The sequence below is a fragment of the Bradyrhizobium sp. USDA 241 genome, from assembly GCF_049739505.1.
Classification (GTDB): Bacteria; Pseudomonadota; Alphaproteobacteria; order Rhizobiales; family Xanthobacteraceae; genus Bradyrhizobium; species Bradyrhizobium liaoningense.
The window spans coordinates 1,500,275-1,514,698 of record NZ_JBMGPZ010000002.1 but is presented as its reverse complement, the minus strand read 5'-3'; the positions used below and the strand labels follow the sequence as shown (position 1 = coordinate 1,514,698).

Here is a 14,424-nt window from a genome sequence, read left to right as displayed (position 1 = left end):
TGGCGACCTGATCGCGCTCAGGCCGTTGCTCGGGCTCGCCTTTTCGAAGAACCGCAGCGCGCGCGCCGAAGTCGCCTTCTACTGTGCATGGGGTTGTTTTCGCACTTTTTGTTGGAGCGGCCGGAAATCATATGTTGGCGTCGCCTTCGGGGCCGACCGAGGCGATGCGCACCATGTTGGTGGTGCCGGGAATGCCGAGCGGGACGCCGGCGACGATGATCACGCGCTGGCCGGCGCGGACAAAACCGTCCCGGAACGCGATCTGGCCGGCGCGGCTCACCATGTCGTCCTGGTCGCGCGCGTCTTCCGCCACCACGCAATGCACGCCCCAGACGACCGCGAGCCTGCGGCCGGCGGCGATGTTCGGCGTGATCGCCACGATCGGCGGTTTCGGCCGCTCCCGCGCCACGCGCACGGCGGTCGAGCCCGAGCTGGTCCAGCAGATCAGGGCAGGCAGGTCGAGCGTCTCGGCGATCTGCCGGGCGGCGTCCGCGATGGCGTCGCCCACGGTGGATTCAGGGGCGGGGCGCTGGGCCATGATCACCGACCGGTAGGTCGGGTCGCGCTCGACCTCCTCGCCGATGCGGTTCATGGTCGAGACCGCCTCGACCGGGAATTTGCCGGCCGCCGATTCCGCCGACAGCATGATGGCGTCGGCACCCTCGTAGACGGCCGTGGCGACGTCGGAGACCTCGGCGCGGGTCGGCACCGGCGACTGGATCATCGATTCCAGCATCTGGGTCGCGATCACCACCGGCTTGCCGGCGCGGCGCGCCATCCGCGTCATCTGCTTCTGCAGGCTCGGCACGCGCTCGAGCGGCAGTTCGACGCCGAGATCGCCGCGCGCCACCATCAGCGCGTCGGAGGCCTCGATGATGTCGGCGAGGCGGTCGATCGCCTGCGGCTTCTCGATCTTGGCCATCACGGCGGCGCGGCCGCGGATCATCTTCTTGGCCTCGATGACGTCGTCGGCGCGCTGCACGAACGATAGCGCGATCCAGTCGATGCCGGTGACCAGGGCCGCCTCGAGGTCGGCGCGGTCCTTCGGCGTCATCGCCGAGACCGGCAGGTCGGTGTCGGGCAGGCTGACGCCCTTGCGGTCGCTCATCTTGCCGCCGACGACGACACGCGTCACCGCGTGCTCTTTCGAGGTCTCCTCCGCGATCAGCCGCACCTTGCCGTCGTCGAGCAGCAGCGCATGGCCCGGACGCAGCGCAGCCAGGATCTCCGGATGCGGGAGGTGGACGCGCGTGGCATCGCCCGGCGACTTGTCGGAATCCAGCGTGAAGATCTGCCCGTTCTGGAGCTGGACCGCGCCTTCGGCGAAAGCGCCGAGTCTCAGCTTCGGACCCTGGAGGTCCACCAGGATGCCGATCGGCCGGCCATAGCTGCTCTCGACGTTGCGGATCGTCGCCACCAGCTCCCGCATCTTGTCATGCGGGGTGTGGCTCATGTTGATGCGGAACAGGTCGGCGCCGGCCTCGAACAGGCGGCGGATCATCGCGAGGTCTGAAGAAGCCGGTCCCAGGGTCGCGAGAATCTTGATACGGCGAAGACGCCTCATGGCTTATTTCCAGACGGGGGCGAGGGCGCTGGCGGGAGGCCAGGCGCGGCGGGGGGCGTACCACCGGGCGGACCATTGGGCAAACCGGGAACGCCGCCCGGGCCAACCGGGCCGGGCAGGCCAGGTACGCGTTGCTGTGCCGGCTGTTCGTTGGCATCGGTCAGCTGCACCGTCCAGGCCCGCTGCTCACCGGTGTCGACCTCGAAATAGCCGGTCCGGTCATAGCCGCGCGCGAGGCAATCCTCGGTGCCGCGGATGGTGAACTCCTTGTCGCGCGAGCACATGAAGGCCTGGCCCGACCATTCGCCGCCGCGGTCATAGTCGATGGCGTAGATGTAGTAGTAGCGGGCGACCAGCGTGCCCCGGAGCAGCGTCTCACAAGAGCGCGACGAGATGTTCCACCAGCCCTCGGTGGTCCAGCCCTCGGCATCCTTGTAGCCGAGCGCAATCCCGACCCGGCTCGAAGTGTTGTTGCAAAGGCGGAAATCGGCCGAGGCCGGGCTGGCGCAAAGGCACAGCAGGGCGACGACCAGCACCGGGACCAACCGGGCGAGCAGGCGAAGCGGGAAGCGGGGAGATTCGGCAATCATTGTCGCGGAAGCTATACCAGATCATTGACGATTTGGCGTTGGGCCGGGGCGCGCCCCGAAGCCGGGCTTTGGCCCGTTTGCGCCGCGATATGGCAAAATCTGTGACAGGACCCCACCTGATCCCGTAAGGGTGACCGCCACCGGGACGGGCCCTTAAGGAATACAGCCATGGCAATCGACGACAAAACCAGAACGGAGCTCGAGGCGGCGGCTTTCCGGCGCCTGGTCGACCATTTGAAGACGCGGACGGATGTCCAGAACATCGATCTGATGAATCTGGCGGGCTTCTGCCGCAACTGCCTGTCCAACTGGCTCAAGGACGCCGCGGACGCCCAGGGCGTGCCCTTGAGCAAGGACGAGAGCCGGGAGGCCGTCTACGGCATGCCCTACGAGACCTGGAAGGCGAAGTACCAGGGCACGGCCACGCCTGAGCAGCTCGAGACGATGCAGAAGGTCCATCCCCACGGGCATTGAACGGCCCGACCTCCATCGCCCGAGTCGCACCCAGACAACAGCTTTCTTCGCCTCGGCGCAGGAAGGTGTGGGCGCGCTGTGGACGAGCGCGATGCTTGCTTGAATGCAACTGGCCCCAACCCTAAGGGTCTACCCAGCACGCGCGGTGAGGGATGCCGGCGTCACCTCGTTTTGCCAGTTCCATTGGGAGTACAAGATGGCCACCTCCGCCGCCGTCCGCGACGACGAGCCCGCGACGAAATTTGCCAAGGACCAGCTCAAGTCCATCATCGAGCGCATCGAGCGGCTGGAGGAAGAGAAGAAGGCGATCTCCGACGACATCCGCGACGTCTATGCCGAGAGCAAGGGTAACGGCTACGACGTCAAGGCGCTGCGCACCATCGTGCGCCTGCGCAAGCAGGACCCCAACGAACGCGCCGAGGCCGAGACCATTCTCGAGACCTACATGCAGGCGCTGGGGATGATCTGAGACGCATCGCCGGTGTGTTGCCGCGCAACACGCTTGGGCGGAACCTCTGCGTCTGCTAGAGTGCTCGGTGAAGGGACCGAGCGATGGATGTGCCGGGACCAGAGCGCAGGCTCGCCGCGGTCCTCGCCGCCGACATGGTCGGTTTTAGCCGGCTCATGGAGGTCGACGAGGCCGGCACTCTCGCGCGCCTCAAGACCCATCGGGTCGAACTGATCGATCCAGCCATTGCCAAGAACCGCGGCCGTATCATCAAGACGACCGGCGACGGCATGCTGGCCGAATTCCACAGCGTCGTCGATGCCGTGCTCTGTGCCGTCGAGGTTCAGCGCCGGATGGCGCGGCGCAATGCCGACGTCCCGCCGCCACGGTGGATACAATTCCGCATCGGCATCAATCTGGGCGATGTCATCGTCGATCAGAACGACATTTTCGGCGATGGCGTCAACGTCGCGGCGCGGCTGGAGGCGCTGGCCGAGCCTGGAGGAATCTGCACTTCAGGCGCCGTGCGCGATCAGGTCGGCGACCGGCTGGACGGGGTTCAGTTCGATGATCTCGGTGAACAGAGCGTCAAGAACATCGCTCGCCCGATCCGCATCTTCCGCATTCGGCTGGCCGAAGGGCCTGCAAGCCAGCCCGGCGGGTCGAACACTGCACTGACGCCGCCGGGCGTCTCGAAGAAGCCGTCCATCGCCGTGCTGCCATTCGCCAATATGAGTGGCGATCCGGAGCAGGAGTTCTTCGCGGACGGCCTCACCGAGGACATCATCACCGAGCTTTCACGCTTTCACGACCTGCTTGTCATCTCCCGCAACTCAACGTTCGTCTACAAGGGCAAGGCCGTAAAGGTTCAGGACATCGGCCGCGAGTTCGGAGTCGACTACGTCATCGAAGGCAGCGTGCGGAAGGCCGGGGGGCGCGTCCGCGTCACCGTGCAGCTGATCGATGCAGAGACCGACCGCCATGTCTGGGCCGAACGCTACGACCGCGAGCTCCAGGACATCTTCGCCATCCAGGACGAGATGACCCGCGCGATCGTGGCGACTCTGCCCGGCCGGGTAGAAGCCGCAACGCACGACCGCACCAAGCGCAAGCAGACCGACAACATGCCCGCTTACGAATGCGTGCTGGCTGCAAAACTCCTGCATCACCGGTCGAACCGGGACGACAACGCCCAGGCGCAGACGCTGCTCAACCGCGCGCTGGCGATGGATCCGAACTATGCCCACGCTCATGCCTGGATGGCATGCGTGCTCGGCCAGTGCTGGATCTATGGCTGGTGCGCCGACCGCGAGGCGACCTTCGAGCAGGTGGCTTCGGAACTCGAGATCGCGCTGGCGCTCGATGACAATGACGCGGACGTGCACCGCATACTCGCAGCACTCAATCTGACGCGCCACAATTACGAGAAGGCCACCTATCATCAGGAGCGTGCGCTCGCCCTCAACCCGAATTACGACCTGGTGGTCGTGCAACAGGGGGAGCTCTTGAGAGCTATGGCGGAATCTGGGTGATGACGGTGTGAGGAAGGCGGCGTATCGAGGCGGGTGACGAGCCTGCCAGAACCTCTCGAGGAGAGCGATACGCCATGACCGAGACTACCAATGTTCTTGCTTTCCGTCAGCCGTCCGCGGTTGATGATCCACTGACCGATATCGTTCGTGCCGGCGCGCGGGACCTGCTTGCCAGGGCGATCGAGATCGAGGTTGGCGCGTTTCTGGCCAGCACGGCCAATCTGACGCTGCCCGACGGTCGAGCGCGCCTGGTCCGACATGGGCACGGTCCGGTGCGCGAGATTGCGACCGGCATCGGTCCGGTGGAGGTCGCTCGTCCCAAGGTCCGCGACCGCGGAGCGAGCGGGCCAGGCGACCGCCTCCGCTTCAGTTCGGCAATCCTGCCGCTATGGGCGCGGCGGACGAAGAGCCTGGATGCCTTGATCCCGGTCCTCTATTTGCGCGGCATCTCGACCGGCGACTTCCAGGAGGCGCTCTCGGCGCTGCTCGGCAAGGATGCGCCGAACCTGTCGCCTTCGGTGATCGCCGGCCTGAAGGCCGATTGGCAGGTCGAGTACGAACGCTGGCAGAGACGCGATCTGTCGGCACGTCGCTATGTCTACATCTGGGCCGATGGCGTGTACCTGCAGGCCCGCATGGAAGATCACAGCGAATGCATGCTGGTGCTGATTGGCACCACGCCGGAAGGCAAGAAGGAGCTGATCGGCTTCCAGGTCGGCGTGCGCGAGAGCGCGCAGAGCTGGCGCGAACTCCTGATCGACCTGCGGCAACGCGGGTTACGGATTGCCCCGCAACTCGCCATCGGCGACGGCGCCCTCGGCTTCTGGAAGGCACTGGACGAGGCCTTTCCCGGCACGCGGCACCAACGATGCTGGTGCCATAAAGTGAGCAACGTACTCGACAAGGTCGCCAAATCCGTGCAGGGCCCCATGAAGAACGACCTGCGGAACATCTATCTGGCCCCACACCGGGCCGAAGCTGAAACCGCGATCGACGTCTTCGTCGAGAAATACCACGTCAAATACGGACGTGCGGTGGAGTGCCTGATCAAGGATCGCCATGCGCTGCTCGCCTTCTTCGACTTCCCTGCTGAGCACTGGATCCACCTACGCAGCTCGAACCCGATCGAGAGCGTCTTCGCCACGGTGCGCCACCGAACGGTGCGGACCAAGGGATCGCTGTCGCAACAAACTGCGAAGCTGATGGTGTTCAAGCTCATCGACGCCGCATCGAAGACCTGGCGGCGATTGAAGAGCACGAACCAGTTGCCGAAAGTCATCGCCGGTGTAAAGTTCATCGACGGAATCGAAGTCATTCCGAACACTGAAAGCCACGCCGCCTGATCAGGCCGCGTCACCCAAAATCAGCCATAGCTCAGCTCTTGACCTGGCTGGGCTTGCCGGAGGAAGGCATCGACTGGATCAGGAAAGCGATGCGCCTCAACCCCTATCATCCCGAGCGCTTCTGGAGCCACCTGGGCCGCGCCTATTATTGTGCGGAGAAATACGCCGAGGCTGCGGAGGCGTTTTCAAGGATCACACGCCCCGACTACACCCATCACGCGTTCCTGGCCGCGACGTTCGCGCAGATGAAGAATGCGATCGCGGCTGGCGCTCACGCCGCGGAGGTGTTGAAGCGCGAACCAGGGTTCTCGGTGGCAGTTCATCTTGCGACGCTGCACTACAAGCGCGAACTCGACCGGAAGCGCCACGAGTTAGGCCTTATCGGGGCTGGCCTGCCGGCTTGATCGATCCGGGCGAGGGAGAGCAGAAAGAGCCTTCCTGGACCCGGGACTCAGCGCAGCGAGGCGGTGCGCACGACGAAAGAGGTGGTTTCGAGCTTTGCAGTCGCGCTGCCCGAGAAGCTGTCGCAGGACAGGCCCTGCATCGGATCGTCGACAAAACCCATCGCGACGACTGCGCGCGGCTTGACGAAATAGGCACGCAGCGCGACCGTGTCGAGCTCGCCCATCAGCGTCACCGACATCGCGCGGCTGGCGCTCGGCGACAGCATCACGATCTTGAGCCAGATGCTTTCGCCCTTGGCGGCGGAGAGGCGGGTGGCGGTTGCGACCCTGCCGTCGATGCTCTTGCCGACCACCATGTTGATCTCCGTCGCCTGAGCCACGCTGCGGGAGGCCGCAGTCGGGCGGGCGGTGCGCGGGATCGGCGCTGACGCTGCGACGACGTTGGCGCGGTCGACCGGGGAGGCCGCCGGTGCGTAGGCCAGGGCCTGGAAGGCCGCGTTGGTCACGCTCGCGGTTGGTTGCGGATCGGTGGCGGCGGCCAGCGCCTGACGCGCCTTCAACGCTGCGACCTGAGCCGGCGTCGCCTGCTGCGGCGCGGCCGGGACATCATCCCAGAAGCCGCGGGCGTTGATGATGTCGGCCGGTGTCTCCAGCTTGCCATCAACAGACTTGCCTTCAACAGACTTGCCGGCCGCCGGCTTCGGCTTGGGCGGCGCAACGATCTGGGCATCGGCCGAAGCGAGCTGGAGGGTTGCGGCGATCTGCGGCTTGGCGCGGGGCGTCGGCACCGGCTCGGCGGGCTTGGCGGCGGCTGCAACCACGGTCGGCGCGGACGGCTTCGCGGCCGTTGCGGGCGCGCCCTCGTCGTCCTCGTCGCTGCTCGCGGCGGGAGCCGGCTTGCTCCTGAACAGGGCGGCGAAGAAATTCGGCTTGCTGCCGGCGTCGTCGCCGCTGCCGCGCCGCTCGATCTCGGCCTTTGCCAGCTCATAGTTCTTCAGCGGAACGCCGTCGGTCGGCAGATGCACCGTCTTGCCGTCCGGGAAGACGCGGGCGAGCTGGTCATGCGTCATGCGCGGCCAGTGCCGGACGCTGCCGGTGTCCAGATGCACGAAGGGTGAGCCGGAGGTCGGATAGAAACCGACGCCGCCGCGCTGGAGGCGCAGGCCGGCGAAACGGATCTGCTCCAGCGGCACGCCCGGGATGTAGAAGTCCATCGCATGTCCCAGCATGTGCTGGCTGGAGCGCGCCACGCCGGAGGAGCGACGTCGGAGCATGGCGTTGGTGGCGGGGGAGCGGTAGGAGGAGATGATCTGGATCGGCTGTTTGCCGTCGACGTCGCGATAGACTTCCCAGAGGATGTCGAAGAGCCGACGGTCCATGACCGTTTCATCTTGGGTGCGCCAGTCGCGCAGGAAATGGTTGAGCTGCTTCAGCGCGGCCTCGTCATAGCGGCCGTCGCGTTTGAAGGTGACGGTGAGGTCTTCGCCGGAATGGGTGTGGTGGAAGGAGAGCGTCTTGGTCTCGTTCAGCGCCGCGGCGTCGTGGACCGAGCCTGCGGCGGCAAGCAGCAACACGGAGGCGAGGCCGATCCGGGATCCGGCCTTCACCCCCGCATGGGACAACGACAGCACAACGAATTTGCGTGCGAGACCAGTCAGCACGTATGAGCCCACCCAGTCGACGAGCGTTCAAAATGGACTCTCCCGCCAACCCCGTTAGCAGCGCGAAGAGGATGAACGCTTTCTTAAAGCAAGAAGGTTAATTCGAGGTTGACCTTCCCGCCCCCAAACCAAGTCAGAGTACAATCCTAAGCGGTTGACTGTGGCCAAAAGAAGCCGCTACCCGGGCCCAGGTTGACGATGGTTAACGTTAAGCGACCCCATCCCGGCGGACGGAGTCGCTGATATTATTGTGGAATTCTCGGAAATGAGGCGGCGAGCCGGGTTCAGCGGGTAAACACCCGCTGCTGCTGCGGACGGCGGCCGACCGGAGCCGGCGGCGCGGCCTGGGTGGGCGCCCCGAACAGCCGCTCGAAGAAGTTGGGCCCGGACGAACCGAAGCCACCGCCATTGTTGGCCACCGCCACGCCGGAGGGCAACGTCGTCGCCGGGCGCGAATAGCTCGGCTGGGAGTGGGCGACGACGCTCTCCAGGTCCTTGCCGCGGCTATTCTTCAGGATGTTGATCATGGCCGCATCGCGACCGTAGATGTCCTTGCGGAATTGCAGCTTGCCGGCGTCATCCACGAACGCAGTCTGATAGGTGATGTTGACCGGGATCGGGGTCGGGAATTTCAGATCGATCTCGCTCTTGCCGTACATGCTGCGCACGCGCTCCGGCGTGTACTTCTCGTTCGGCAGGGTGATGTTGAGCAGCACGGAGGCGTATTGATCCGGATTCTGCACGCGCATGCAACCATGGCTGAAGGCGCGCTCGTCCCTGGCGAACAAATTCTTGTCCGGCGTGTCGTGCTGATAGACCAGGAACTTGTTCGGGAAGTTGAAGCGAATGCGGCCGAGCGCGTTGGCTTCGCCGGGCGGCTGCGAGATGTGCACCGAGCCGTCGCGATTCTGCTCGAGCTTGAGGCCCATGCGCTGAAGCACGGTCGGGTCCTGCTGCAGCGCCGGCAGGTATTCGTTGTAGACGATCGACGGCGGCACGTTCCAGGTCGGATTGACGGTGATGTACTTCATCGTCTCGGTGAGCAGCGGGGTGGCGTGCTGGCCGGGCTTGCCGGTGACGACGCGGGTGGTCCAGACCTGTTGGCCGCGCTGCATCACCTTCAGCGTGAAGTCGGGAATGTTGAGGATGACATAGGCATCACCCAGCGAAGGCGCGCCGAGGTCGCGCGGCAGCCAGCGCCAGCGCTCCATGTTCACCACCACCACGTCGATCTGCTTGTCGCGCTTGGGGGTGTTGAGCGCCTTGACCGTCTTGTCGTCGAGGATGCCGGTCGGCTTCATCTCGGCGCCGCTCTGGAATTTGCGCACGGCCTCGGCGACCGCCGCGTCGTAGCGGGTGTCGCCGGCGTTCTCGGCGAGGCCGAGCTTGGCGCGGAGCTGTGGCACGCGCGGATCTTCGACGACGATTTCAGCGTGCTTCTTGCCCGCCGGGGTGTATTTCAGCGCCGGGCCGTCGGCGATCTCGATCACCGGGCCGTTGCCCTGGCCGCGCAACTCGGCGAGCTTGGCCTTCAGCTCCTTGTAGAGCTTGTGCGGCGGGTTGTAGCTGTCGAGCGCTGCGGACGCATCCGCCGCGGTCGTGACCTTGGCGAGCACCTCGTTGGGGTCGACCGGATGCTCGGGATAGAGAATGTCGCCGCTGACCTGCGACCAATGCATGCGGCCGCTCTGGGCATGGCGCGCGTAGTCGAACATGCTGGCGGTGAGCTTGAGCTCGGCATCCGCCAGCGCATCGGGCGTCGTGGCGGCGGCGAAATCCGGCAACGGATAATCCGCGGGATTGAGGCCGTCGGAGGCCGCGTCCTTCAGCCGCGCGATCACGCCCTTCGCCGCAGCGGTCGGGTTGCCGCCTTGCGTCCAGACCGGCGCGAAATCGCGTGCGCCGTAAAACTTCTCGATCGCCGCGCGCTCGTTCTTGCGGTCGAAATAGCGCGAGGTCTTGGCGCCGATGATGTCCTTGAGCTTGTCCGCGACCGGCTGGTCGGCGGCGGGCACGTTGCTCGCGGCCTTCACCGGCTCGGCGGCGGGAGCCGCTGCAGCGGGAGCCGCCGGCGTGGCGGTCGCGGTGTCAGCCTTTGCAGGCTCGGTGTTCGCAGGCTCGGTCTTCGCAGTCTCGCTCTTCGGCGCTTCGGGCGCCGGCGTGGTGGCGACGTCGGACGGCCTGGTCTCGACCTTGTCCGGCGCAGGCGCGGCGTCCGCCTTGACGGACTCCTTCGCGATTTCCTTGGTGGGATCCTGCACCGTGGCGGTGGTGTCGAGCTTGATGTCGGCTGCAGTGGGGGGCGGGACGTTCGCGGGCTCGGGACGCGGGATCGCAGCTTCGATCGCGAGCTCGGCGGCGCTGCTGCGCGCCTGGTCCTGCGCCAGGGCCGAGCTGGCGGACACCGCGAGGAAGGTCGCTGCGACCGTCATCAAGACACGGTCAAAGCCCGCACGGTGGTTCAAACAGTCACGCATTGTGTCGCACCCCTCGGGTGAGCTGTCCCCTCGTGGAACAGCTTCGTTATCGCCTATTGATGAGCTTCGGCTAAACCGCGCCGGCCTCTCGAAAGTTGCACGCCTGCACGCAACGATTCCTACGCAGACGATATACAGGCCCCGATTCTGCGGCCAGCGCTACCCGGGACAACTCACGACAAACTGACTTCAAGGGAGCCTCTTGGCAACGGATTGTGCGCTTCTGCCACGCGGTTTTCCGTCTGTCTGTCACTTCCAGGTCACGGTTCAAATCACAGTCGAATTCGGTCGTCATGCGAACGGCTTACAGCTGTCGCGCACCGTCGCGCGAACCTCCGTTCGCGCCCGGCTCAGTGCGTCTCCTCATCGCTTTTGCCGCCATGTCCGGGAACCCCGGCCTCGTCGAGTTTGCGGTAGAGCGTCGACCGGCCGATCTTGAGGCGGCGAGCCACTTCAGACATCTGGCCGCGATAATGCGAGATCGCGAAGCGGATGATCTCGTTCTCCATGTCCTCCAGCGCCCGGACATCACCGGTCGCGGTGAGCATGGCGAGAGTTCCCACGGCGGGGAGTGGCGCGATCGGTATTTCGTTACCTGATACCACCGAAGGCATCGCCGCCGGCTCGAGCATCAGCGGTGCGGTCGGAATATCCGTGACGGGATGCGGCTGCGAGGCGAGCAGGGGGAAATCGGCAATGTCGAGCTGGTCGCCGTCGCTCATCACCACGGCGCGGTAGACCGCGTTTTCGAGCTGGCGGATGTTGCCGGGCCAGTCGAGCTGGGCCAGGTGCGCGACCGCCTCGCCGCTGATGCCGGAGATCGGGCGATTCTCCTCGGCGGCAAAGCGCGCCAGGAAATGCCTGAGCAGATGCGGGATGTCCTCGCGCCGGGCACGCAGCGAGGGGATCGTCAGCGGCAGCACGTGCAGGCGATAGAACAGGTCTTCCCGGAAATGTCCCTGTTTCACCCGCTCCAGCAGCTTGCGATTGGTTGCCGAGATGATGCGGACGTCGACCTTGACCGGCTTGCGGCCGCCGACGGCCTCCACGGCACCTTCCTGGAGCGCGCGCAGCAGCTTCACCTGCGCGGTCAGCGGCAGCTCGCTGACCTCGTCCAGAAACAGCGTGCCGCCATGAGCCTCGACAAACTTGCCCATATGCCGTTCGGTGGCGCCGGTGAAGGCGCCCTTCTCGTGGCCGAACAGGATGGACTCGACGAGGTTGTCGGGAATCGCGCCGCAATTGACCGCGACGAACGGCTTGGCCTTGCGCTCGCCGCTGCCATGGATGGCGCGCGCGAACATTTCCTTGCCGACGCCGGATTCGCCCTCGATCAGCACGGGGATCGCGGAATTCGCCGCCTTCTGCGCGGCGCGCATCACCGGGGTCATTGCCTCAGCGCGCGTGATGATGTCGGAGAATGTCAGCCGGCCCTCACGGCTGTGACGGATGCGCTGCAATTCACCCTTGAGCGCGGACGTGTTGAGCGCGTTGCGCAAGGAGACCTGGAGCCGCTCCACGCCGACCGGCTTGACGACGAAATCGGCCGCGCCCGCGCGCATCGCCGAGATCACGTTGTCGATGCCGCCATGGGCGGTCTGCACGATGACGGGGATGCTCAGGCCCGCTTCGCGGATCTTCGCAAGTACGCCCATGCCGTCGAGGCCGGGCATCACGAGATCGAGGATGACGGCGTCGATGGCCGGCGCGTCGGGGGCGGTGAGGGTGGCAATTGCGGCGTCCCCGGAGTCCACGACGACCGTCTCATAGCCGCATTTCTGCACCATGTTCTCGATCAGCCGGCGGGCTACTGCGTCGTCGTCGGCGATCAAAATACTGGCAGCCATGGTGTTCCCCGCACGCTACTACTATCTGTCTCGAATCGGGGCACTCTGGCCGAAGCCGATTAACACATGCTTAAGCCTTGATGCCCCCGCCCGCCGTCGCGATTGTTGAACACAGGTTTTCCACACAATGACTTCGCGCTCCAAGACCGCACTCGCAAAATCTGCACTCCGCAAGCCAGCCACCAAGAAATCCGCCGCCAAGAAAAAATCCTCCCAGCCTTCGCCCGCCAAACCTTCACTCGCCAAACCTTCACTTGCAAAGTCTGCGAGCAAGACCGGCAAGCTTCCAGAGTGGAACCTCGCCGATCTCTATTCCGGGATCGACGCGCCGGAAGTGGCGCGCGATCTCGAAAAGCTGGATATCGACTGCGTCGCCTTCGAGACGGACTACAAGGGCAAGCTGGCAACAGGGACAGCAAACGAAGATGGCGGAAAATGGCTCGCTGTAGCCGTGCGACGCTATGAGGCGATCGACGATCTCGCCGGCCGTCTCGGCTCCTATGCCGGTCTCGTCCATGCCGGCGACAGCGTTGACCCTGCGATTTCAAAGTTTTACGGCGATGTGTCCGAGCGCCTGACGGCGGCGTCGACGCATCTTCTGTTCTTCGCGCTCGAGCTCAATCGGATCGATGACGATATTTTGAACCGCGCGATGCAGGCCGCCGAGCTTGCCTACTATCGTCCCTGGATCGAAGACTTGCGCAAGGAGAAGCCGTATCAGCTCGACGACAAGCTCGAGCAGCTCTTCCTGGAGAAGGCGCAGACCGGCTATTCCGCCTTCAACCGGCTGTTCGACCAGACCATCTCCGGCCTGCGCTTCAAGGTCGGATCCAAGGAGCTCGCGATCGAGCCGACGCTCAATCTGCTGCAGGACCGCGACGGCGCCAAGCGCAAGAGCGCAGCGGAAGCCCTGGCGAAGACCTTCAAGGCCAACGAGCGCACCTTCGCGCTGATCACCAACACGCTGGCCAAGGACAAGGACATCTCCGACCGCTGGCGCGGCTTCAAGGACGTCGCGGATTCCCGCCATCTCAACAACCGGGTCGAGCGCGAGGTGGTGGATGCGCTGGTCGCCTCGGTGCGCGCGGCCTATCCGAAGCTGTCGCATCGCTATTATGCGCTGAAGGCGAAGTGGTTCGGCAAGAAGCGGCTGGCCTATTGGGACCGCAACGCGCCGCTGCCGTTTGCGGCCACCGACGTCATTGCCTGGCCGGAGGCGCGAAGCATGGTGCTGACGGCCTATCGCGGCTTCTCGCCCAGGATGGCCGATATCGCCGAGCGCTTCTTCACCGATCGCTGGATCGACGCGCCGGTGCGACCGGGCAAGGTGCCGGGGGCGTTCTCGCATCCGACCACGCCGTCGGCGCACCCCTACGTGCTGATGAACTACCAGGGCAAGCCGCGCGACGTGATGACGCTCGCGCATGAGCTCGGTCACGGTGTGCACCAGGTGCTGGCGGCCAAGAACGGCGCGTTGATGGCGCCGACGCCGCTGACGCTGGCGGAGACCGCGAGCGTGTTCGGCGAGATGCTCACGTTCAAGCGTCTGCTTGCCCAGACCAGGAATGCAAGACAGCGCCAGGCGCTGCTCGCCGGCAAGGTCGAGGACATGATCAACACCGTGGTGCGGCAGATCGCGTTCTATTCCTTCGAGCGCGCGGTCCACACCGAGCGCAAGAACGGCGAGCTCACCGCGACGCGGCTCGGCGAGATCTGGCTGTCGGTGCAGGGCGAGAGCTTAGGACCCGCGATCGAGATCAAGGCGGGCTACGAGAACTACTGGATGTACATCCCGCACTTCATCCATTCGCCGTTCTACGTCTACGCCTATGCCTTCGGCGACTGCCTCGTGAACTCGCTCTACGCCGTCTACGAGAATGCGGCCGAAGGCTTTGCCGAGCGCTATCTCGACATGCTCGCCGCAGGTGGCACCAAGCACTATTCCGAGCTGCTGCGCCCATTCGGGCTCGACGCCAAGGATCCCAAATTCTGGGACGGCGGGCTCAGCGTTATCGCCGGGATGATCGACGAGCTGGAGGCGATGGGCTGAGGTAGGGCCGTAAAACTTTTGTTGAACGATCGCT

General features: G+C 65.1%; 10 protein-coding genes and 1 pseudogene. 6 read left to right on the top strand and 5 right to left on the bottom strand.

All coding sequences use genetic code 11. The features are described from left to right. Positions 1-127: 127 nt before the first annotated feature. Entirely contained in the window at positions 128-1,564 is a 1,437-nt protein-coding gene (gene pyk / locus ABIF91_RS08465) for a pyruvate kinase (protein ID WP_028180634.1), read from the bottom strand. Then, positions 1,561-2,154: a DUF1036 domain-containing protein gene (locus ABIF91_RS08460; protein ID WP_028180635.1), complete on the bottom strand. Its 594-nt coding sequence runs from the start codon at positions 2,152-2,154 to the stop codon at positions 1,561-1,563. The genes pyk and ABIF91_RS08460 overlap by 4 nt, the downstream gene beginning before the upstream one ends. Before the next feature lie 168 nt (positions 2,155-2,322). Here ABIF91_RS08460 and ABIF91_RS08455 point away from each other — a divergent pair, with 168 nt between their 5' ends. The 5 genes and pseudogenes from ABIF91_RS08455 to ABIF91_RS08435 all read left to right on the top strand — a co-directional run bounded on the left by ABIF91_RS08455 (position 2,323) and on the right by ABIF91_RS08435 (position 6,355). Then, positions 2,323-2,628, top strand: coding sequence for a DUF1244 domain-containing protein (locus ABIF91_RS08455; protein ID WP_028180636.1), 306 nt, complete (start codon positions 2,323-2,325; stop codon positions 2,626-2,628). 196 nt (positions 2,629-2,824) lie between these two features. Then, on the top strand, positions 2,825-3,097 hold the full coding sequence (locus tag ABIF91_RS08450) for a DUF2312 domain-containing protein (protein WP_008546273.1): 273 nt from the start codon (positions 2,825-2,827) through the stop codon (positions 3,095-3,097). An 83-nt stretch (positions 3,098-3,180) separates the two neighbouring features. Then, positions 3,181-4,584: pseudogene (locus ABIF91_RS08445) on the top strand (adenylate/guanylate cyclase domain-containing protein); the annotation flags it as partial. A gap of 98 nt (positions 4,585-4,682) precedes the next feature. Beyond that, a complete protein-coding gene (locus ABIF91_RS08440) occupies positions 4,683-5,951 on the top strand; it encodes an IS256 family transposase (protein WP_038952271.1) in 1,269 nt (422 codons plus the stop codon). A gap of 38 nt (positions 5,952-5,989) precedes the next feature. Beyond that, positions 5,990-6,355 (top strand): hypothetical protein, encoded by a 366-nt coding sequence (locus ABIF91_RS08435; RefSeq protein WP_028180793.1) that lies wholly within the window; start codon positions 5,990-5,992, stop codon positions 6,353-6,355. Positions 6,356-6,402: 47 nt separating this feature from the next. On the opposite strand, the gene ABIF91_RS08430 is transcribed toward ABIF91_RS08435, so the two are convergent. The 3 genes from ABIF91_RS08430 to ABIF91_RS08420 form a co-directional block, all read right to left on the bottom strand. Further along, the gene (locus ABIF91_RS08430; RefSeq protein WP_245285503.1) at positions 6,403-8,016 is read right to left on the bottom strand and encodes a DUF882 domain-containing protein; all 1,614 of its coding nucleotides are present in this window, start codon (positions 8,014-8,016) and stop codon (positions 6,403-6,405) included. 284 nt (positions 8,017-8,300) lie between these two features. After that, the gene (locus ABIF91_RS08425; RefSeq protein WP_424579048.1) at positions 8,301-10,493 is read right to left on the bottom strand and encodes a L,D-transpeptidase family protein; all 2,193 of its coding nucleotides are present in this window, start codon (positions 10,491-10,493) and stop codon (positions 8,301-8,303) included. 350 nt (positions 10,494-10,843) lie between these two features. Beyond that, the gene (locus tag ABIF91_RS08420; protein ID WP_035670813.1) at positions 10,844-12,340 is read right to left on the bottom strand and encodes a sigma-54-dependent transcriptional regulator; all 1,497 of its coding nucleotides are present in this window, start codon (positions 12,338-12,340) and stop codon (positions 10,844-10,846) included. A gap of 127 nt (positions 12,341-12,467) precedes the next feature. On the opposite strand from ABIF91_RS08420, the gene ABIF91_RS08415 reads away from it, so the two are divergent. After that, on the top strand, positions 12,468-14,390 hold the full coding sequence (locus tag ABIF91_RS08415) for a M3 family oligoendopeptidase (RefSeq protein WP_028180797.1): 1,923 nt from the start codon (positions 12,468-12,470) through the stop codon (positions 14,388-14,390). Positions 14,391-14,424 lie beyond the last annotated feature (34 nt).